This is a genomic window from Anaerobacillus alkalilacustris (assembly GCF_001866005.1).
In the GTDB taxonomy this organism is placed as follows: domain Bacteria; phylum Bacillota; class Bacilli; order Bacillales; family Anaerobacillaceae; genus Anaerobacillus; species Anaerobacillus alkalilacustris.
This window is the reverse complement of the sequence record NZ_MLQR01000029.1, coordinates 86,381-108,598: the sequence shown is the minus strand read 5'-3', so window position 1 is coordinate 108,598 and position 22,218 is coordinate 86,381. Positions and strand designations below refer to the sequence as shown.

Here is a 22,218-nt window from a genome sequence, read left to right as displayed (position 1 = left end):
TTTTAAAATATAGAAAAGAGTGATTAAACGTGGGCAAAATTGTTAAATTAGATGAATGTTTATCAAATAAAATTGCCGCCGGAGAAGTGGTTGAAAGACCTGCATCAATCGTTAAAGAACTCGTTGAAAACTCTATTGATGCTAATAGTACATCAATCCACATTCAGGTAGAAGACGGCGGTATGCAGAAAATCCGAATTGTTGATAATGGTGATGGAATTGAGAATGAGGATTGTTTAGTGGCATTTCATCGTCATGCAACGAGTAAAATTCGAACAGATAAAGATCTATTTCGTATTAAAACATTAGGGTTTCGTGGTGAAGCACTGCCAAGTATTGCCTCAGTATCGTATCTACAGTTAAAAACATGTACTGGTAACGGGCCAGGTACGGTTGTGAATATTGAGGGTGGTAAGATTATTGAGAGTGGATCATCATCAAGTCGTAAAGGAACAGATATAACAGTAACTAATCTTTTTTATAATACCCCCGCAAGACTAAAATATTTAAAAACAGTCCATACAGAGCTCGGAAATATTACAGACTATGTGTATCGTCTTGCAATGTCATACCCATCTATTTCTTTTCAATTAGACCATAATGGGAAAAAAGTATTCTCTTCAAACGGTAATGGCGATTTAAGACAAGTGATTGCAGCTATTTATGGAATGAACATTGCAAAACAAATGGTTTATTTTGAAGGTAGTTCGCTAGATTTTAAGATTTCAGGGTATGTTTGTAAACCTGAAGTAACTCGGGCTTCAAGACAATATATGTCAACTTTTATAAATTACCGATATATTAAAAATTATCCGTTAACAAAGGCTATTCAAGATGGGTATCATACTTTACTACCTATCGGACGTTATCCAGTAGTTGTCCTCCATATTGAAATGGATCCTAGTATAATTGATGTGAATGTTCATCCGTCAAAGTTAGAAGTGAGATTAAGCAAAGAAGCCGAGTTAAATACGCTAGTTACTAATACAATTAAAGCTACTTTTAAACAAGTTTCTTTAATTCCTGAAGTGAAAACTCCAAAGCTTCAAAAGGAAAAGTCTGAACAAATTGCATTATCTCTAGAACATTCGATTCTTAATGAAACGAACCCTGTGCCCGAAAGAGAACAAGATCACAGTCAAGATTGGACAAATGAACGTCCTGTTATGTTAAGAGAAACTCAAGGGGACAGGGAAGAAAAAAACATTGTTTCAAAAAGCCTGGAAACTTCTTCAATGTTCGAAGGAGTTGAATTTGAGCAACACCATGTACAAGAAAGTGATGTAGATGAAAATGTTTTACATGAAAGTTACGTTGAAAATCCTACCGAAAAAAATGTTCAAGTTAATGAGCGTGTACCTGTTCTATATCCAATAGGTCAAATGCATGGAACTTACATCTTAGCTCAAAACGAAAAGGGTTTATATGTTGTAGATCAACATGCAGCTCAGGAACGTATTAAATATGAGTACTTTCGAAAAAAAGTAAGTGAAGACCATAAACAGTTACAGGATTTATTAGTTCCAATTACATTTGAGTTTACAACTAGTGAGGTTGAACGAATAAAAACAAATGATCAATTACTTCGAGATGTAGGTATTTTTATGGAACCTTTTGGAACACAAAGTTTTATTGTTCGTTCCCATCCAACTTGGTTTCCTGTTGGACTTGAAGAAGAAATTATTAAAGATATTGTTGAAGAAGTGATGAACGGGAAAAAAGTATCTATCGGAAATTTAAGAGAAGATGCAGCTATACTAATGTCATGTAAAGCTGCAATTAAAGCGAATCGTTATTTGAGAAATGATGAAATTTTTTCTTTGTTAGAAACGTTACGTAAATGCGAAGAACCCTTTACATGTCCGCACGGTAGACCAATCTTTATTCATTTTACAACTTATGAAATGGAAAAAATGTTTAAAAGAATAATGTGAATTAAGCAATAGACTGACCAATTACAAAGATTTTTTCTTTTATTTTATAAAGGGAAATCAATGTTTGTACTCAGTCTTTTTTTCTTTTTACATGAGAAAAATTTGCAAGCCACCAAAGAAGAGACTATAATATTAGAAAAACTTGGCTTATCGAAAAAAAGCAAAATTTATTTAATAACTGAGTGAATTTTATAATTACCAAAAACGACTCGCGTCAATGTATATCTAGTTACGAACGGTTCAACGTTACTAGATATAGTATCTTAGTGGAAAAAATGAAATATGAAAACTTGAGGAGAAATATGATTTGCACAACATCATTACGAACTTCACAACAAATAAATGAAAAAGCTAAGAAAGTTTCTAGCGACTTGCAATTACCTTTCGTCTCACGGAACCATAGACCGCTACCTACCTTACATAAAGAATACAACAGTGATGTGCTTGTAGTAAGTTCCAATCGATTAGAAGTATATCAAATGGACAAAAAAGACCCGCTATTTTTCCATCCCAATTCAGCGATGTTTCGGGTAAAGAGGTTTTTAAGAGGTGAGATGGATCCATTTTTATTAGCGACAAAACTTACAGAAAATATGTCTTTCCTAGATTGTACATTGGGGCTAGCATCTGATAGTATAGTATCAAGTGTAGTTGTTGGAAAAAATGGTAAAGTGGTAGGTGTAGAAGGAAATACATATCTTGCTTATATAATTAAGCAAGGGTTATGCAATTGGAAAAGTGGACTTAGTCTAATGGATGAAGCGATGCAAAGAATAGAAGTAATTCAAGTGAACAATCTTGACTATCTTGTTCGGGAGAAAACAAACTCTTTTGACGTTGTATACTTCGATCCGATGTTCGAGTCTAAAATTAGTGAATCAGATGGAATAAATCCACTACGTAGTTATGCGTTATATAACCCTCTTGATTTGGAAACAATTGAAGAAGCAAAACGTGTAGCCAAAAAGCGCGTAGTTTTAAAGGATCATTGGAAAAGCATGCGTTTTAAATTATTTAATTTCCATGTATATAAACGCCCTACTTCTCAATTCCATTATGGTTCAATAGAATTATGATATGGTTAAAAGGAGTTACTCATGAAAGAAAAGCTAGTCGTTATTGTTGGACCTACTGCAGTGGGGAAAACAAAATTAAGTGTTGAGTTAGCTAAGGAGCTAAATGGAGAAGTGATAAGCGGGGATTCAATGCAAATATATAGAGGGATGGACATTGGAACAGCGAAAATTAAGGAAGAAGAGATGGATGGTATTGTTCATCATTTAATCGATATTAAGAACCCTAATGAAAGCTTTTCAGTCGCTGAATTTCAAGATTTAGTCAAACCGCTTGTAACAAGTATATCAAAAAAAGGTAAACTACCTTTGTTAGTAGGTGGAACGGGATTGTATGTTAATTCGGTTATTTATGATTACAATTTTCCTGATGCCCCGAATGATCCAGAATACCGCCAAAGTTTAGAAGCGTTAGTCGAGAAAAATGGTGTAATTACATTACATGAAAAATTAAAAGAAATTGATCCAATTAGTTACGAAACGATTCACCCTAACAATTACCGGCGTGTGATTAGGGCGCTAGAAGTCTATTATGTAACAAAAAAGACAATCCACGACTATCAATCTGCTCAACCAACGGAAAGTAGTTATGAGTTAGCGTTAATAGGGTTAACGATGGATCGTACCATACTTTACGATCGGATAAATCGAAGAGTAGATATGATGATTGATGAAGGACTTATTGATGAAGCTAAACGATTATATAATAATGGAGTTAAGGATTGTCAATCTGTTCAAGCAATTGGCTATAAAGAAATATATGATTACTTAGAAGGTCATATAACAAAGGAAGAAGCGATTGAATTATTGAAACGAAATTCAAGAAGATATGCTAAACGTCAACTTACGTGGTTTCGTAATAAGATGAATATTCAATGGTTTGAACTAAATGAACATAATTTTTACGAAAAGAAGGAAGAAATTAAAAAATTAATAGAGGAAAGATTATAAAAAAGGCGAAATATATACTTATAGCTATTAGAGGAGGACTATTAATGAAGCAACAATCAGTAAACATTCAAGATGTATTTTTAAATCAACTAAGAAAAGAAAGTATTCCTGTTACTGTTTTCCTTTTAAACGGATTTCAGTTAAGAGGTTTAATTAAAGGTTTTGATAATTTTACGGTTATTTTAGAAACAGAAGGTAAACAACAATTGGTTTATAAACATGCGATATCAACGTTCTCGCCACAAAAAAATGTTCCTTTAAACCAAGAGAACTAAAATAAAAAGCTCCTTAGGGAGCTTTTTATTTTTTACATAATCAAAATTTATTAATTTCTAACTTGAAAACTGTCTAGCGCAAGCAGCCTACGAGCTCGGTCACTTCAGTCAAGTTACTGACTTCAATGTCTTCTTGGATTACTTCTTGAATATCCTCCATGCTACTTTGCTCCTGCGCTTTTCTTTTGAGAAGAAGAAAATCGAAAAAATTTATTCAAAGAAAGATCTGTTTGTAAACCTAAATCCTCTTTTAATAGGGAGATGGTTTTCCCTTTCTCAATTTCTTTTAAAATAAACGTATTTCGAAAATGTTGTGCAGAAATTCCCTTCCTAAGACCACTTCTTGTAATCTCTTTTTGAATCATTCGTTGAATGGCTATATTCGTTAATCGTTTTGGTTTATTATTATCATAAACCCAACGGTAAGTCCCACGCTGAAAATCAAATGCCACAAAGAAAGGATCGTCTTCATGGTAACGCGGTCGTACAGGTATTGGGATTGTATGATAATATTTGTACAAAATTTGTTTGTGTTCAGGTGTTATTTTAATTTGTCTTAGCTTTTTTGGATTTGTTATGTCAATTGAGTTTGTCTCAAAATGTATATTTGTCATCTGAATACCCGTTAGCTCCTGAAGTGTTAAACCGTAATACAGAAATAATATAAAAATCCCCTCATTACGATTAACGATGAAATGTCTAGTTTTGAGTTGGTTTTCTGATAACCCATCATAAGAACGGATTGATGTAAATAAATGGATAATTTCTTGTTCGGTTAAAAAATCTTCCGCCATCATTAATGGTTCGCCAATTTCTATTTTAGAAATCTTATGAATCGGGTTTTTGGATAACCCTTGGTTGTCATAATATTTATAGAGCTGATTTAAAACGATTTGTATCCGCTTTGTTGTTCTTGGTTGATAATTGCGAGTTTTTGTTAATATGTTGAAGTAATTATTAATATCAGTTGAAGATAAATTTGCAAAGGTAGAAAACGTAAGATCTTTTTTTTCAGTATGAAGCCATAGAAAAAAATCTTCTAAGTCGTATATGTACCTTCTAATTGTTGAAGACTTGCGTTTTTTTTGTACTAAATGAAATAAAAATTCTTTAACAAAGCTAGGTAAAGATGTTTTATCTAGAATATCCATTACATCCCCTCCTGATATTATTACATTAATTATAACAACGATTGACTATTGTTGCTTTAAAATAGCAAGAGAAAATAGGCATTTGTCACACTTTTCATGCTTTGGAGTATACTGATCACAAATGGTTGATTAAGTTTCCGACTTTAATATGTTGATAAGGTGGTGAAGTCTATGGATAAACCCTTGTCTCTTAAGTCTAGAGGACAGATAAATATCGTCTTAAATCAGAAGGAGTTAAAAAAAAATTTTGATCAAAAAAGTGTCTTTACTGATGTAGATAGGGAAAAGCACTATATTCTTGAAAAAATTGAAAAAGAGCTTGAAGAGTTAGTTGGATTATCAGAAATGAAAAAATTTATCAAGGAAATCTATGCGTGGCTATATATTAATAAATGCAGGAAAGAACAAGGATTAAAAGTAGGAAAGCAAGTATTGCACATGATTTTTAAAGGGAATCCTGGAACAGGGAAAACCACGGTTGCTAGGCTTTTAGCTAAACTTTTCAAGGAAATGGAAGTATTGTCAAAAGGTCATTTGCTAGAAGTGGAACGCGCGGATTTGGTAGGTGAATATATAGGGCATACTGCACAAAAAACACGTGATTTAGTAAAAAAAGCTGTTGGTGGTATTTTATTTATTGATGAAGCTTACTCTTTAGCAAGAGGTGGAGAAAAAGATTTTGGAAAAGAAGCTATTGATACTTTGGTCAAAGCAATGGAAGACCAACAACATGACTTTGTTCTGATTTTAGCAGGATATTCTAGAGAAATGGACCACTTTTTATCCTTAAATCCTGGTTTACCGTCACGCTTTCCGATAACGATGAAGTTTCCCGATTATACAAACGATGAATTAATGGAGATCGCAAAAAAAATGTTAAATGAAAGAGAGTATGTGATTTCTACAGAAGCTGAATGGAAACTACGAGACTATTTACAGTCATTAAGAGTGGAAAGAAGCTATAATTTTAGTAATGGCCGGTTAATTCGAAATGTCGTAGAAAAGGCAGTTAGGGCACAGGCTGTACGGCTTCTGCATGAAGGTAAATATGACAGAGAAACACTATTAACGTTAACGAAAGATGACTTTAAGATGAGAAAAACTTGATTTTTTTCTGTGGAATTAAAGTACTAGATTGTAATTCAGTGTGAAATAAGAAGGTTCGTTTTCTTTTATGGATTAATGTAACAGCTGCTATGCGCAAGTCTTCGTACAACTTTAAAGGTAGTAATTCTCCAGACCACTTGCGCTTTTTCTAGTAGAAAGATTATAGTAAAGAATGGTAATAATAAATTGTAACAAAAAGAGTTTAGAAAAAAAGGTTGTGAAATATTGGGTGAATTAAGTAACAATACTGAAGAACAAGTGTTACTTGTAGGTTGTAAATTGTTTGATACTAGTGAAGAACGCTTTCGCTATTCTATGGAAGAGCTATCCTCATTAACTAAAACTGCTGGTGGTAAGGTGATTAGTACGGTTTTTCAAAATCGGTATAGCTTTGATCGGGCTACTTATATTGGCAAGGGGAAAATCGAAGAAATTATCCCTCTTGTAGAAGAGCTTGAAATTGATGTTGTCATTTTTAATGATGAACTTTCAAGCAGTCAAGTTCGTAACTTAAACTCGCAAATTTCTGCAAGAATTATTGATCGAACTCAACTTATTTTAGATATATTCTCACGAAGAGCTAAGTCAAAAGAAGGTAAACTTCAAGTAGAGCTTGCTCAGTTAAATTATCTATTACCACGCTTAGCTGGACAAGGTCATTCGTTATCGAGGCTTGGGGGAGGAATTGGAACACGAGGACCAGGGGAGACGCAACTTGAGACTGATCGAAGACATATACGTAGACGAATGGATGAAATCAAAGAGCAACTAAAGACAATTGTGAAACATCGTACATTATACCGTGAACGGAGAAAAGAAAACCGAACTCTTCAAGTTGCTTTAGTTGGATATACTAACGCTGGAAAATCTACTCTTCATAATCGTTTAACAAAGGCTGATGCATTAGAAGAAGATTTATTATTTGCGACATTAGACCCACTTACAAGGAGATTGAAACTCCCTAGTGGATTTCAAGTCTTATTAACTGATACGGTAGGATTTATTCAAGACCTACCAACAACACTAGTAGCAGCCTTTCGTTCGACATTAGAAGAGGTCTGTGAAGCTGACTTCTTGTTGCATGTCGTTGACTGTTCTAGTGATGATTATTATAACCACGAACAAACCGTGTTATCTTTGTTAGACGAGCTTAATGTGAAAGATGTTCCAATTTTGACAGTTTACAATAAGCGGGATAATATGATGTCTAACTTTATACCAACAGAAGGAATAAAATCAATAATAATTTCAGCCCTTAAAGAAAAAGACTTAGAAAAATTACTAAAAAAACTAGAAAAAGAAATAATGGTTACATTACAATATTTTGAAGCGAAAATTCATGTGAGTGAAGGAAGATTGATAGCAAAATGTTCTAGTAGTGCGATCATTGAAAAACAAACTTGGTTAGAAGATGAAGAAAGTTATTTTTTAAGTGGGTATGTTTCACCGGATACATCCATTTATAAACAATTACAAGAATTCAAAGTGTAAAAGGAGTTAATATGTACGATCAATTTACAAGTGGAGCAAAATTAAAAGAAATAACGAAAGAAATTGAAACCAAAATTAAAGATATACATATAAAGATTGAAGAAAAAATGGAAATCAATCAGTTGAAAATTTTGCAGTCGTTTCGTAAGTATCAAGTATCTGACTTTCATTTTACTCCATCAACTGGATATGGTTACGATGATGCTGGAAGAGACACGTTAGAAGCCATTTATGCAGATGTATTTGGTGGTGAAGCGGCAATTGTTCGGCCGCAGATCATTTCTGGCACACATGCCATTGCAACATGTTTATTCGGAGTCTTACGGCCAGGAGATGAACTACTGTATATTACAGGAAAGCCTTACGATACTCTAGAAGAGGTAGTTGGGATTCGTGGTAATGGAAATGGTTCATTGAAAGAATTTGGGATTAAATATGGTTGCGTTGAACTTAGCCAAGATGGTAGTGTTGATTTTGAGGCTGTTGCAAAAAATATTAAATCTAATACAAAAGTTATTGGGATTCAACGTTCTAAGGGCTATGCTAACCGACCATCTTTTACTATTAATGAAATTGAAGAAATGATTGATTTTGTTAAGGAAATCAAGAAGGATGTTGTTGTATTCGTTGATAATTGCTACGGAGAATTCGTTGAGACGATGGAACCATGTCATGTTGGAGCGGACTTAATGGCCGGTTCATTAATCAAAAATCCAGGTGGTGGAATTGTAAAAACTGGAGGTTATATTGTCGGGAAAGAGGAACTAGTTGATCTAGCCTCATACCGTTTGGCTGCACCTGGTATAGGAAAAGAAGGTGGAGCTTCACTTTATAGTTTACAAGAAATGTATCAAGGTTTTTTCTTAGCACCACATGTAGTTGCCCAGGCGCTTAAGGGGGCGATTTTTACAGCAGCTTTTCTAGAAAAATTACAATTTTCGACTAACCCAAAATGGGATGCCAGTAGAACGGATCTGATTCAATCAGTTCAATTTCCAAATGCTGAAATGATGGTTGCTTTTTGTCAGGGAATACAATTAGCATCACCCATAAACTCCCATGTGACACCTTACCCAAGCGCTATGCCTGGTTATGAAAGTGAAGTTATAATGGCGGCAGGTACTTTCATTCAAGGTGCGAGTATCGAATTTACAGCTGATGGACCGATTAGAGAACCATATATTGCCTATGTTCAAGGCGGGCTTACATATAGTCATGTCAAAATCGGTATTTTAACTGCAGTAGATCACCTTATCAATGAAAAGTTATTAACTATCTAATAAATAGTCAAATCGAGTATAAATAAATATTCGATTTGACTATTTTTATTAATACAAAAAAAGATTAAGGGGATGATAATAATGTCAATAAATAACCGGCGAAAAGTATGTGAGGAAATCTCACATACTTTTAATGTCAACTTACCTTACACGTATTGACAGGTTTCGTGTCGTAATGTAACCTATAAATATCAAGTCAGAGGGGGGAGGCAGTTGGGAGACCAAGTTAGAAGAAATATGCCTTTATTTCCAATTGGTATTGTCAAGAAACTCACCGAGTTGACTCCGAGACAAATTCGATATTATGAAGAACATGGTTTAATTTTTCCGATACGAACGGACGGTAATCAAAGGCTCTATTCCTTCAATGATGTAGACAGATTACTAGAAATAAAGGAATTAATTGAACAAGGGATTAATATTTCTGGAATTAAGCAAATATTCATAATGAAACAACAATTTAATGGTCTTAAACATAATATCATTGAAAATCCAGATAGAAAAGTACAAAAAGACCTCACTGAAAAACAGTTAAGAAGCTATTTGAAAAAAGAGCTACTAGTAGCAGGGAGACATGGAAAGACTTCTTTAATTCAAGGAGAACTTTCTCGATTTTTTCATTAAAAACGGTACGATTCATCATTCGAAAAGATTAATTCTTTATGATGGTTAAAATAAAAATAATACTTATATAAAATTTTTTAGGAGGATATAGTTATGACTACAACATTTACGCGAGAAGACATCTTTACTATGGCAAAGGAAGAAAATGTAAGATTTCTTCGCTTACAATTTACTGATTTATTAGGGATTATTAAAAATGTAGAGGTTCCTATTAGTCAATTAACAAAAGTATTAGACAACAAAATGATGTTCGACGGATCTTCAATTGAAGGTTTCGTACGTATCGAAGAATCTGATATGTATTTATATCCAGACTTAGATACTTGGGTTGTTTTTCCTTGGACAAGTGAAAAAGGAAAAGTTGCTCGTTTAATTTGTGACATTTATGATCCAACTGGAAGGCCTTTCGCTGGAGACCCTCGTGGTGTATTGAAGCGTGTTTTAGCTGAAGCGAAAGAAATGGGGTTCACATCTTTCAATATTGGTCCAGAACCAGAATTCTTCTTATTTAAAGTTGATGAAAAAGGCGAGCCTACAATGGAGCTTAACGATAAAGGCGGATACTTTGATTTAGCGCCAACAGATTTAGGGGAAAACTGCCGTCGTGATATTGTTTTAGAGCTTGAAGATATGGGCTTTGAAATTGAAGCGTCTCACCATGAAGTTGCTCCTGGACAACATGAAATTGACTTTAAATATGCAGATGCAGTTACAACTTGTGATAACATTCAAACGTTCAAACTAGTTGTAAAAACAATTGCTAGAAAACACGGATTGCATGCAACATTTATGCCAAAGCCATTATTCGGTGTAAATGGATCTGGAATGCACTGCAATATGTCCTTATTTAAAGGTGACAAAAATGTATTTGAAGATACATCTAGTGAAACTGGTTTAAGTGTTACTGCAATGCACTTTTTAGCTGGAATCATTAAACACGCACAAGCATTTACAGCACTTACAAATCCTACTGTAAATTCTTATAAGCGACTTGTACCAGGATACGAAGCTCCTTGTTATGTAGCATGGTCTATGCAAAATCGTAGCCCGCTAATCCGTATCCCAGCATCTCGTGGTTTAAGTACTCGTATTGAGGTGCGTAGTCCAGACCCTGCGGCAAACCCTTATTTAGCAATGGCAGCAATGTTAGCAGCTGGCTTAGATGGTATTAAAAACAAGCTTACTCCACCAGCGCCAACAGATCGTAATATTTACATCATGAATAAGGAAGAGCGTGAAGAAGCTGGTATTAATGACCTACCTGCAACTTTAAAAGAAGCTCTTGAAGTGTTAAAATCTAACGAAGTAATTACAAATGCTATCGGTGAGCATGCTTTAGCTAATTTCATCGAAGCAAAAGAAATAGAGTGGGATATGTTCCGCACACAAGTTCACCCTTGGGAGCGCGAGCAATATATTTCAATTTATTAATCCTTCAAACCCTTGATGCCACTGGTATCAAGGGTTTTTATTTCAGTATCAGAATTTATAAATTTCTAACTTGGAAACTGTCTAGCGCAAGCAGCCTACGAGCTCTGTCACTTCAGCCAAGTTGCTGACTTCAATTACTATTTTTTGAAATCCTTCATTGATTAGCTTCATGCCTGCTTTTATCCTGTGATTACTCGTCGCACAAAACACTGCTTCGAGGAAGCTTACTAAGAGGTAAATACTTGAAGAGGCAGAAGTACGTAAGAAGCCGAAGAGTGGCTTTGTGCCAAGCAAACGGAGAGTATTAATGTTTAAAGACACAAATAGTGCATACAAAGTGTGGAATTGTAAGTATCATATCGTTTTACTCCTAAGTATAGGAGGCGAATAATTTATGGGAAGTTAAAGAAAGATATAGGAGAAATATTAAGAACATTATGTGAGAGAAAAGGAGTAGAGATTAAAAATGCAACGGCATGTAAAGGTCACATACATATACATATGCTAGTGAGTATCCAACCAAAGAGGAGTGTGTCTTCATTTGTGCAGTATTTAAAAGGGAAAAAAGTAGTTTAATCATATTTGATTGGCATGCAAATATTTAAATATAGGTACGGTTTTGGTGTACAGGTTTTTATGTGAATACAGTAGGAAAAAAATGATTGAACAGTATTAAAAAAATCAAATACAAGATGGTATAGTCGCAGAACAATTAAGCTTATTAGAATATATAGATCCATTTACAGGCGAATAGGTAAATAGAAAAAGGAAAAAAGTAAATAGAAGGTCTTTGAGGTCTGGCCGCAAAAGTAGTACAAATGACGAACAGTTCAGTAGACCTTTAGGGTTTGGGCAGTAATAAAGTCTTTCAACCGTAGAGAAAACCACCGGTGATAACGGGTGGTTTGAATTTAAAATAAGAATATATATTTCAAACTTAGAAACTGTCTAGCGCAAGTAGTCTACGAGCTCGGCCGCTTCAGTTAAGCAACGGACTTCAATTATTGCTTGAGATCCTTCGTCGCACGAAAAACAATTGCCCCTGCGATTACTCGCCCCACAAAACACTGCTTCAAGAAAGCTTACTTCAGAGCTATGCTAGGAGTAAGCTAAAGCACGTAGATTGCGGCCAAAGAGCAGACCGCTTCTTGCCGACCTACCAGTGTTTGTCACCGATCGGCGGCGTCTTGCGCTTCTGTTTTAATGTACTGTTCGAAATACTCCGACGACTTTTCCGAGGATTGAACAGTTTTTAAGAATAATAGGTTCCATTGTTGAATTTTCCGGCTGAAGTCTAATGAAATCTTTTTCTCTAAAGAAACGCTTTACTGTAGCCTCATCTTCCTCTGTCATAGCTACTACTATATCACCGTTATTAGCAGTTTGTTGTTGTCTTACAATAACCATATCTTTATCGTATATACCGGCCTCTATCATACTATCTCCTTGAATAATAAGTACAAAGACATTAGAATCCCCCACAAACTTTTCGGGAAGAGGTAGATAATCTTCTATATTTTCGTAAGCTGTAATTGGTTCACCAGCAGTTACTTTTCCGATGATAGGGGCATAAGCGGTATTTGTTAGTATTTGTTCGTGCTCAGCGTTTTCTTTTGATTCTAATACTTCAATTGCTCTAGGCTTCGTAGGATCTCTACGAATAAATCCCTTTTTTTCTAATCGTGATAGATGGCCATGTACGGTTGAACTTGATGCTAGTCCAACAGCCTCTCCAATTTCCCTTACAGAAGGTGGATAGCCTTTTTTTCGAACTTCATCTTTGATGTACTCGAGTATCTCTAGTTGTCTCTTCGATACCTTAGTCATTATGTAGCACCCCATTTACTAGTCTTCTTACCATATATTATACAATATTCCACTAATGCATGCAAACATAAGTTCTAAAACAGTTGACCGAGAACGGGTGTTCTTGTATTATAGGTGAGAACAAACATTCTTTAAAATAGAAAGTGAAGTGGATTTAATGAAAAAGTTTTTGAGAATTTCTTTTCAGGATTTATTTATTTTAACCTTATTTGCTATCTTAATAGCTTATATGTTTATGTCTGTGCAAGCTTCAGCTCACCCTAAGTTTGACTACTTTATTGAGATTGAGGTAAATGATGGTGATACTTTGTGGTCTATTGCTAGTAATTATTCAGAGGGGATATCAATCCATTTATATATATCAATGTTGAGAACTCATAATCAACTTAAACAAGATTTAATTTATCCTGGACAAAGGTTACTTGTTCCTCAATTAGAAAGTAGTGAGGTGACTTATAATGCAGGCAATTATTTACTGTCGAGTGAGTACAGATAAGCAAGCTCAACATTCTTCTTTAAAACGCCAAAAGGAAGAGCTTCTTGAATTAGCAAAACTTAATAACTATGAAATTTATAAAGTTATTGAGGAAAAAGCTAGTGGATTTGAATTTGAAAGGGACGGTATTTTTGAACTTCTTGAGGATTTCAAGGATAAAAAGGCAAACATTTTATTAATACAAGATGAGACTCGACTAGGAAGAGGAAATACCAAAATAGCTCTAATTCATCAATTGTTGAAATATGATGTTAAAATTCAAACTATAAATGAAAATGGAGAATTGACTCTTTCAGAAACTGATACACTTGTGTTAGAGATAGTAAGTATTGTAGAAGAATACCAAAGAAAGTTACATAATATAAAAATTAAACGAGGCATGAAAAGAGCTGTTGAAAAGGGGTATAATCCGAGAAAAAATTTGGGAGATGCTAATCTTGGTGGTAGATTAAAAAAAGAAGTTCCTATAAGTGAGATTGTCCGATTAAAGGGTATGAACCTAACATTTAGGGAAATAGCAGCTACGTTAAGAGGATTCGGTTATGATGTATCTAAAGCTACTGTTCATCGCCGTTATCAAGAATATAGACAAGAACAATTAGATAAGGAAAGTTGAAAAAAACCTTCAATTCATGTACATTTAATAGTAGATTTAGAAAGAAGTTGGAGGTTTTATCCCATGTTGTCAAAAGAAAAGCTACAACGTATAAATGAGCTTTCAAAAAAAGCAAAAAGTGGTGGTCTCACTCCGGAAGAGACAAAAGAACAACAAAAATTACGTCAAGAATACATTCAAACGTTCCGTTCATCTTTTAAAAATCATCTTCATTCAATAAAAGTAGTTGATGAAAAAGGCCAAGATGTAACACCCCAAAAGTTAAAAGCAAGTAAAAAAGCAAATAATACTTTTCTTAAACATTAGTGAACTGGCTTTTGTTAAGGTGTTTTCTGTATGAATTGTTTGTACCGACACCTTAACTGTCAGTTTTTTCTTTGTTATTGAATATTTTATCTCAAAAGTAATATTCTAAATAGAAAAATATAAATATTTTTTGATGCTTCTGATGGAAATGTTAATCACTACAATCGTAGTTTTACACTTTGTACATTACTTCATTATTTTTCCTTAGAGGTAGTTTGCTATTTAATATTTTTTGGAAACGATAATTTAATGTGTCCCTAAGATATGATGAAGGTCAATTTTTTTCTGAAAAAATTTCGTCAAAATCCGCCGATGTTCTTGTTTATTGACAAAAGAAAGTATATGATGTTAATCGAAATGTTTATTTACGGAAAGGATGATCGATTACATGACGAATCACGTTGATGAATTAGCAATTAATACGATACGTACTTTATCAATTGATAGTATTGAAAAAGCAAACTCAGGACACCCAGGAATGCCGATGGGGGCAGCACCAATGGCATATGCACTTTTTGGAAAGTATATGAACCATAATCCGAAAAACCCTAATTGGTTTAATCGCGACCGTTTTGTACTATCTGCCGGGCATGGTTCAATGTTACTTTATAGCTTACTTCACCTAACTGGATATGATGTAAGTTTAGAGGATTTACAAAGTTTTCGTCAATGGGGAAGTAAAACTCCAGGGCATCCAGAGTACGGTCATACTCCAGGGGTAGACGCAACGACTGGTCCACTTGGTCAAGGTATTGCTATGGCAGTTGGGATGGCTATGGCTGAAAGACATCTAGCTGCAGTTTATAATAAAGAGGATATTCAAGTGGTTGATCATTATACATATTCTATTTGTGGTGACGGTGACCTAATGGAAGGTGTTTCAGCAGAAGCAGCATCTTTAGCGGGGCATTTAAAACTTGGTCGATTAGTTGTATTATACGATTCAAATGATATTTCTTTAGATGGCGATCTTCATATGTCCTTCAGCGAAAATGTAGAAAATCGCTTTAAAGCTTATGGATGGCAAGTAATTCGTGTAGAAGAAGGAAATAGCACTGATGATATTTATAAAGCCATTGAGGAAGCGAAAAAAGACGATCGTCCAACATTAATTGAAGTGAAGACAACAATTGGATACGGGTCTCCAAATAAAGGAGGTAAATCCGCATCACATGGTGCACCACTTGGAAAAGATGAAGTTAAGCTTACTAAAGAGACTTATAAATGGACATATGAAAATGAATTTCATATTCCTGAAGAAGTTTCAGAGGCTTTCGCAAAAGTGAAAGAACACGGGCAAGTAAAAGAAGATGAGTGGAACGATTTAGTTAAGCAATATGAAGAAAAATATCCAGATTTAGCAGCTGAGTTTAAACTTGCAGTAAGTGGCCAACTACCAGAAGGTTGGGATCAGAATCTTCCTGTGTATGAAGGCGGGAAAGATAAAGTTGCTACGCGATCTTCTTCAGGTGAAGCTTTAAATGCAATAGCCAAAAATGTTTCGCAAATTTTTGGTGGATCAGCGGATTTAGCTTCTTCTAATAAAACCCTTCTAAAAGGGGAAAGTAACTTCTCTAGAGATAATTATAGCGGAAGAAATGTTTGGTTTGGAGTTAGGGAGTTTGCTATGGGTGCTGCATTAAACGGAATGGCTTTACACGGTGGAGTGAAACCGTTTGGTGCCACGTTCTTTGTTTTCTCAGACTACTTACGTGCTGCTATTCGTTTATCTGCACTTATGAAGGTACCTGTTACTTATGTTATGACTCATGATAGTATTGCTGTTGGTGAAGATGGCCCAACTCATGAACCGGTTGAACAACTATCTTCTTTACGTGCAATGCCTGGTCTATGTGTTATTAGACCTGCTGATAGCAATGAAACTGTTGCAGCTTGGAAGTTAGCGGTTGAAAGTGTAGATCAACCAACATTACTAGTATTATCTCGTCAAGATATTTTGACTCAAGAAAACACTAAAGCAGAAGCATATGAAGGCGTGAAGAAAGGTGCATATGTTATTTCTCCTGCGAAAGGTAATGTAGATGGCTTGTTACTTGCAACAGGTTCAGAAGTTCAATTAGCAGTAGAAGCGCAACAACAACTTGAAAAAGAAGGAATTCATGTTTCAGTAGTAAGTATGCCAAGTTGGGACCGCTTTGAAAAACAATCACAAGAGTATAAAGATTCAGTTATTCCACCAACGGTAAAATCTCGAGTAGGAATTGAAATGGGATCGTCGTTAGGATGGCATAAATATGTTGGTGATAACGGTTCTGTAATTGCTATTGATCAGTTTGGGGCATCAGCACCAGGTGAAAAACTTATGGCAGAGTATGGATTTACTGTAGATAACGTTGTTGCAAAATTAAAGGCTATACTTTAATTTTGTTTCTCCCCCATTTCTTTGATCGAAATGGGGGTTGTTTATCTTTAACTGTGTGCAAAAAGCTATTTGTTTTGACAAAAATAGTGATGTATTTCTCCGTTAAATGACAATCATTTCTTTGGACATGCATTATAGTAAAAAGAAATGAATGGATGGAGGGACAATGAAATGAGGCACTATTATATTTTTTTATTAAAGCCTGAGATTGCCACCAGTTATTTTGGAAAAGAAAACTTGATATATCAGCTTTTATACGAGGGAGAAACAGCTGATACAGAACTACAGGAAATTGTTAAGAAGCAAATAAATTATATAAGTGCTATAATCCCTTCTTTACAAATAAAGAAATCAGTTGAAAAAAAATTAAAAATACGTCATGATTTTTATGTTTTAAAGGAACATTATTATATAGATATAAAAGCATTTGAAAGCAAAGCAGTATTAAAAGATCACGGAAACGTATTAACTATTTCTGCTAATGGTTCTTATCAAGCGGAAACCATATTTTTTGAAGTATTACGTCAAATCAATTCATGCTTCTTTGCAGTTGACTTTGAAAACAAGAATTATGGCTGGTTAAATCCAATCAAACATGTGAACTATATTTAATAAAACCTAACTAATTTATTCAAAATTCAGGATGTGAAAGTTAATTCAGTCTAAACAAATATAGTAGGCAATCGTTGATAATCAGATATTTGTTCATCCTCTACAAATAATACTTTAATTCAATATTTGGTTAGGTTATAATAAATTGATGCAAATGGCGGTCTACTTAAGTAGACATTACTAGAAGGAGGATATAAAGATGTGGATTAATATTTTAATCGGCGTATTATCTTTAATTGCCGGTATTGCGATTGGCTTTTTTATTGCCCGCAAAACAATGATGAATTATCTTAAGAAAAACCCACCTATTAATGAAAAGATGTTACGTGTGATGATGATGCAAATGGGCATGAATCCATCACAAAAGAAGATTACTCAAATGATGAAAGCAATGAACAATCAAATGAAGTAATAAAAAGGACAAGCACTCCAATGATTGGAGTGTTTTTTCTATGTTTTTTTAAAAGAAATATTTCGTTATTGGAAACTTTTACTTCTAACAATTTAAATATTTTGATAAAATAATGAATGCCTTTAAAAGATAAATAGAATTGAGGAGAATGAATGAGGGTTTTTATTGATTTGCTTTGGTTCTTTAAAGAAGAAAAAAATAAATATATAGTAGGAATTTTTTTACTTGTGTTTGTATCAATATTGTCTCTAGTCCCTCCGTATGTTGTTGGGCTAATGGTAGACCATATAGATAAAGGTACATTAACAATGTCTATCCTACTAACTTGGTGTGTTATTTTATTAATTATCGCTACTTTGATATACATTTTTCGTTTCTTTTGGCGAATTATGATATTTGGAGCTTCAATAAGATTAGCTCGGAAATTACGTAATCAACTTTATGAGCATTTCACTCGCATGTCACCAAGTTTTTATCATTCAAAAAGGACAGGGGATTTAATGGCTCATTCAACAAATGATATAAAAGCCATTGAGCAGACGGCGGGTCTGGGTGTCTTAACACTTGTAGACTCTCTTACTATGGGCGGTTTTGTTATTTTAACAATGGCATTTACGATCGATTGGCGGCTCACTCTTATTGCATTAATTCCAATGCCGTTTATGGCTCTTGCTACTAGTTATTACGGTTCATTGCTTCATGAGCGTTTTGGTAAAGCTCAAGTAGCTTTTTCGAACTTAAATGACAAAGTACAAGAAAGTATGTCTGGGATTCGAGTAATTAAAACGTTTGGCTATGAAAAAGAGGATATTGATTCTTTCCGTGAAAAGTCTCATGACGTTGTAGAAAAGAATATTTCAGTAGCAAGGGTAGATTCATTATTTGATCCTACGATTTCCTTAATCGTTAGTTTATCATTTTTCTTATCTATTTTATTTGGTGCTAGATATGTAGTAATAGGTGACCTTACTATTGGGGAATTAACGAGCTTCACTATTTACCTAGGTTTACTTATTTGGCCAATGTTAGCTTTTGGCTGGCTTTTTAATATTGTAGAGAGAGGCCGTGCATCGTATAAACGTGTTTCTTCTTTACTTAGTGTAAAAGCAGATATTGAAGATAAGGATTCAGTATTAAAAGAACAGCCGGTTGGTAACATAAAATATAAAATTAATAGTTTTTCTTATACAGAGGATGATGAGTTGGCATTACAAGAAGTTTGTTTTACTTTGAAAAAAGGTGATACACTGGGTATTGTTGGAAGGACAGGTAGTGGAAAAACGACTTTGCTGAAGTTATTGATGCGCCAGTTTGACTTAAAAGACGGTGCAATCTATTTTGCTAATCATAATATAACTGAATATTCAATAGACTCATTAAGAAAATCAATAGGATACGTACCTCAAGATCAATTTTTATTTTCAGCAACTATCGCTGATAATATTGCCTTTGCAAAACCACAGTCTAGTTTATCAGAAATTATTGAAGCAGCTAAAATTGCATCTATTCATGAGGATATCATCAGGCTTGCTGATGGGTATGAAACGATTGTTGGTGAACGTGGGGTAACATTATCTGGTGGACAAAAGCAAAGGATATCAATTGCTAGAGCCTTAATTGAAAATCCTGAAGTTTTAATTTTAGACGATAATTTGTCCGCGGTTGATGCTAAAACTGAAGAGGACATACTAGAAGGATTAAAAGCATTACGTACTGGTAAGACATCTATAATCACTGCACATCGAATAAGTGCTATAAAATATGCGAATAGCATTGTTGTATTAGAAAAAGGTAAAGTTATTCAAATCGGTAACCACGAACAACTAATGGCAAGTGGCGGTTGGTATAAGGAAATGTATGAAAAGCAGCAGCTGGAATCATTACTCGAACAAGGAGGCTCAAAGGATGAGTGAAAAAAATAAGCAATCATTGTTGTTTGAGCCAATGGATCAGAAGGTAGTTTTTAAAAGGTTATTACGTTATACAAAAATTCACAAACGGCTACTGACCTTTGCTTTTGTATTATTAATGCTGGGTACTGCAGCACAAATTTTAGGTCCAATTATCGTAAAAATATTTATTGATGATTATTTAACACCGAGGATCTTTGATTTTCAACCTCTTTTTTTATTAGGAGTTGCTTATTTAGGATTACATTTATCTAGTGTCGTTATTACGTACGTCCAATTATTATTATTTCAAAAAATAGCACTGCAAATCATTCAAAAAATAAGAATTGATGTTTTTGAAAAAGTGCAAAACTTAGGTTTAGCATTTTTTGATAAGTTTCCTACAGGTGGTCTTGTTTCTAGAATAACGAATGATACAGAAACTATCAAAGATTTGTACGTTAGTGTAGTTTCTAACTATGTTCAAAATATTATGTTTTTAATCGGTGTTTTTGTTGCGATGTTTTATTTGAATGTACAACTTGCCATTTTTTGTTTGTTTATCTTACCGGTTTTACTCATATTGATGCAAGTTTATCGACGGATTAGTTCGAAATTTTATGCGGAAATGAGTGAAAAATTAAGTCAGTTAAATACAAAGATAAATGAGTCTATTCAGGGTATGACGGTTATACAAATTTTTCGTCAAGAAAAAAGGTTACGGCGAGAATTTGAAACGATAAATGATGAGCATCAAAAAGCTTGGTTAAAAAGTATTAAAGTTGAGGGTCTATTACTAAGACCAGCTGTTGATTTCATTTCGATTATCGCGTTAATCCTAGTTTTAAGCTATTTTGGTATAACATCATTTAATAGCCCAGTAGAGATTGGTGTTTTATATGCTTTCATTAATTATTTAGATCGATTTTTTGAACCTGTAAATCAAATGATGATGCGCTTGTCCATTTTTCAGCAAGCTCTTGTTTCAGCAAGTCGTGTTTTTCGACTTCTTGATCATGACGAAGTTGCGCCTGATAAAATAGGTCATGGTTCTCCGAAAATTGAAAAAGGTGAAGTTGAATTTTGTAATGTCAGTTTTTCTTACGATGGTAAGCATGAGGTCCTAAAAAATATTTCTTTTAGTGCGAATAAAGGAGAGACTATTGCCCTAGTAGGTCATACAGGTAGTGGTAAGAGTTCAATCATCAATTTACTGATGCGTTTTTATCCAGGGGTTAGAGGAGATATACTTATTGATGGTGTTCCCATTGAGAGTTATGAAAACGAAGAGATTCGTAAGAAAATAGGGCTTGTACTTCAGGATCCGTTTTTGTTTGTAGGTACAATAGAGGACAATATAAAGTTTTATCATCATTCACTTACGAAAGAGGATGTTATTGACGCAGCAAAATTCGTTCATGCTAATCCTTTCATTGAAAGTTTACCTGGGGGGTATCAGGCAAAAATAGGTGAACGAGGGTCAACGTTATCAAGTGGACAAAGGCAATTGTTGTCGTTTGCACGTACTATTGCTTTAAACCCAAGCATTCTTATCCTTGATGAAGCTACTGCAAATATCGATACAGAGACAGAAGCCGTAATTCAAAAAGCGTTAGAAAAAATGCGAAAAGGAAGAACGACAATTGCCATAGCTCACCGTTTATCAACGATACAAGATGCAGATAAAATATTAGTACTACATCAAGGTGAAATTGTTGAAAGTGGAACACATCAGGAATTAATACAGTATGGTGGTCTTTATCACAAGATGTATTTGCTTCAACAAGGTGACCCTAAAGAAATAGAATTTTTAACAACAAAAGGATTAGCGTAATATGAAAACACAGTAGAGAATTTTTGCTACTGTGTTTTTGATTTTCTACGATTACCTTTCACCATATAGCTAAAATAACAACATTCAATCAGTGGCGATGCTATTAATTTTAGTAAATTGTTTTACTAGTAAAGCGGTTGACAAAAATACCATCTGGGGGTACGGTATAATAAATGAGGTGAGAATATGGATAAAGAACAATTATTAAACATCCCTCTTCATCCAGAGAAAAGTCCTGCGTTAATTAGGCGCGATGAAGAGAAGATGAAGTTAATTAATAGATTGAAACGTATTGAAGGCCAAGTAAGGGGCATTCAACGAATGATTGAAGATGATCGTTATTGCGTAGATGTATTAGTCCAAGTTTCAGCAGTTTCAGCTGCTTTAAAAAAAGTAGGGTATACACTATTAGAGGACCATACTCGAGGGTGTGTTAGTCAGGCGGTTACCAAAGGTGAAGGTGATGAGGCGATCGAAGAACTAATGAAGGTTATTCAACAATTTTCTAAATCATAAAAAAGTAAGG

20 protein-coding genes and 1 pseudogene are annotated in these 22,218 nt (G+C 34.3%); 19 read left to right on the top strand and 2 right to left on the bottom strand.

Annotation, left to right across the window (positions count from 1 at the left end):
• Positions 1-29 precede the first annotated feature (29 nt).
• The 4 genes from mutL (at position 30) to hfq (ending at position 4,233) form a co-directional block, all read left to right on the top strand.
• Entirely contained in the window at positions 30-1,934 is a 1,905-nt protein-coding gene (gene mutL / locus BKP37_RS11225; protein ID WP_071309685.1) for a DNA mismatch repair endonuclease MutL, read from the top strand.
• Positions 1,935-2,236: 302 nt separating this feature from the next.
• Entirely contained in the window at positions 2,237-3,010 is a 774-nt protein-coding gene (locus BKP37_RS11220; RefSeq protein WP_071309684.1) for a class I SAM-dependent methyltransferase, read from the top strand.
• Between the two features lie 21 nt (positions 3,011-3,031).
• Positions 3,032-3,958 (top strand): tRNA (adenosine(37)-N6)-dimethylallyltransferase MiaA, encoded by a 927-nt coding sequence (gene miaA / locus BKP37_RS11215; RefSeq protein WP_071309683.1) that lies wholly within the window; start codon positions 3,032-3,034, stop codon positions 3,956-3,958.
• 44 nt (positions 3,959-4,002) lie between these two features.
• Complete coding sequence (gene hfq, locus BKP37_RS11210; protein WP_071309682.1) at positions 4,003-4,233, top strand: RNA chaperone Hfq; 231 nt, start codon at positions 4,003-4,005, stop codon at positions 4,231-4,233.
• A gap of 161 nt (positions 4,234-4,394) precedes the next feature.
• Here hfq and BKP37_RS11205 read toward each other — a convergent pair whose 3' ends face one another.
• A complete protein-coding gene (locus tag BKP37_RS11205) occupies positions 4,395-5,384 on the bottom strand; it encodes a tyrosine-type recombinase/integrase (protein ID WP_071309681.1) in 990 nt (329 codons plus the stop codon).
• Positions 5,385-5,555: 171 nt separating this feature from the next.
• On the opposite strand from BKP37_RS11205, the gene spoVK reads away from it, so the two are divergent.
• From spoVK to tnpA, 6 genes and pseudogenes are all read left to right on the top strand, one after another.
• Complete coding sequence (gene spoVK, locus BKP37_RS11200; RefSeq protein WP_071309680.1) at positions 5,556-6,491, top strand: stage V sporulation protein K; 936 nt, start codon at positions 5,556-5,558, stop codon at positions 6,489-6,491.
• A gap of 225 nt (positions 6,492-6,716) precedes the next feature.
• Complete coding sequence (gene hflX / locus BKP37_RS11195) at positions 6,717-7,982, top strand: GTPase HflX (RefSeq protein ID WP_071309679.1); 1,266 nt, start codon at positions 6,717-6,719, stop codon at positions 7,980-7,982.
• Positions 7,983-7,993: 11 nt separating this feature from the next.
• Positions 7,994-9,262: a methionine gamma-lyase family protein gene (locus BKP37_RS11190; protein WP_071309678.1), complete on the top strand. Its 1,269-nt coding sequence runs from the start codon at positions 7,994-7,996 to the stop codon at positions 9,260-9,262.
• A 213-nt stretch (positions 9,263-9,475) separates the two neighbouring features.
• On the top strand, positions 9,476-9,886 hold the full coding sequence (locus BKP37_RS11185; protein ID WP_071309677.1) for a MerR family transcriptional regulator: 411 nt from the start codon (positions 9,476-9,478) through the stop codon (positions 9,884-9,886).
• A 93-nt stretch (positions 9,887-9,979) separates the two neighbouring features.
• Entirely contained in the window at positions 9,980-11,317 is a 1,338-nt protein-coding gene (gene glnA, locus BKP37_RS11180; protein ID WP_071309676.1) for a type I glutamate--ammonia ligase, read from the top strand.
• A 307-nt stretch (positions 11,318-11,624) separates the two neighbouring features.
• Positions 11,625-12,071 (top strand): annotated as a pseudogene (gene tnpA / locus BKP37_RS19335) (IS200/IS605 family transposase).
• A 446-nt stretch (positions 12,072-12,517) separates the two neighbouring features.
• Here the strand turns inward: tnpA and lexA are convergent.
• On the bottom strand, positions 12,518-13,144 hold the full coding sequence (lexA, locus tag BKP37_RS11175; protein WP_071309675.1) for a transcriptional repressor LexA: 627 nt from the start codon (positions 13,142-13,144) through the stop codon (positions 12,518-12,520).
• 157 nt (positions 13,145-13,301) lie between these two features.
• Between lexA and yneA the strand changes: the two genes are divergently transcribed.
• The 9 genes from yneA to BKP37_RS11130 all read left to right on the top strand — a co-directional run bounded on the left by yneA (position 13,302) and on the right by BKP37_RS11130 (position 22,208).
• Positions 13,302-13,640, top strand: a complete 339-nt coding sequence (gene yneA, locus BKP37_RS11170; protein WP_071309674.1) for a cell division suppressor protein YneA — start codon at positions 13,302-13,304, stop codon at positions 13,638-13,640.
• Positions 13,603-14,256, top strand: a complete 654-nt coding sequence (locus BKP37_RS11165; RefSeq protein WP_071309673.1) for a YneB family resolvase-like protein — start codon at positions 13,603-13,605, stop codon at positions 14,254-14,256. The genes yneA and BKP37_RS11165 overlap by 38 nt, the downstream gene beginning before the upstream one ends.
• Before the next feature lie 63 nt (positions 14,257-14,319).
• Positions 14,320-14,562, top strand: coding sequence for a DUF896 domain-containing protein (locus BKP37_RS11160; protein ID WP_071309672.1), 243 nt, complete (start codon positions 14,320-14,322; stop codon positions 14,560-14,562).
• A gap of 388 nt (positions 14,563-14,950) precedes the next feature.
• Positions 14,951-16,945 carry a transketolase gene (gene tkt, locus BKP37_RS11155; RefSeq protein WP_071309671.1) on the top strand — a complete coding sequence of 665 codons (1,995 nt, stop codon included), beginning with the start codon at positions 14,951-14,953 and terminating at the stop codon, positions 16,943-16,945.
• A 171-nt stretch (positions 16,946-17,116) separates the two neighbouring features.
• Positions 17,117-17,557, top strand: a complete 441-nt coding sequence (gene sirA, locus BKP37_RS11150) for a sporulation inhibitor of replication protein SirA (protein WP_071309670.1) — start codon at positions 17,117-17,119, stop codon at positions 17,555-17,557.
• Between the two features lie 199 nt (positions 17,558-17,756).
• On the top strand, positions 17,757-17,969 hold the full coding sequence (locus tag BKP37_RS11145; RefSeq protein WP_071309669.1) for a YneF family protein: 213 nt from the start codon (positions 17,757-17,759) through the stop codon (positions 17,967-17,969).
• Between the two features lie 152 nt (positions 17,970-18,121).
• Positions 18,122-19,882: an ABC transporter transmembrane domain-containing protein gene (locus tag BKP37_RS11140; RefSeq protein ID WP_071309668.1), complete on the top strand. Its 1,761-nt coding sequence runs from the start codon at positions 18,122-18,124 to the stop codon at positions 19,880-19,882.
• Positions 19,875-21,692, top strand: coding sequence for an ABC transporter ATP-binding protein (locus BKP37_RS11135; RefSeq protein ID WP_071309667.1), 1,818 nt, complete (start codon positions 19,875-19,877; stop codon positions 21,690-21,692). Before BKP37_RS11140 ends, BKP37_RS11135 begins: the two co-directional genes overlap by 8 nt.
• Before the next feature lie 186 nt (positions 21,693-21,878).
• Positions 21,879-22,208, top strand: coding sequence for a metal-sensing transcriptional repressor (locus BKP37_RS11130; RefSeq protein WP_071309666.1), 330 nt, complete (start codon positions 21,879-21,881; stop codon positions 22,206-22,208).
• Positions 22,209-22,218: the final 10 nt, after the last annotated feature.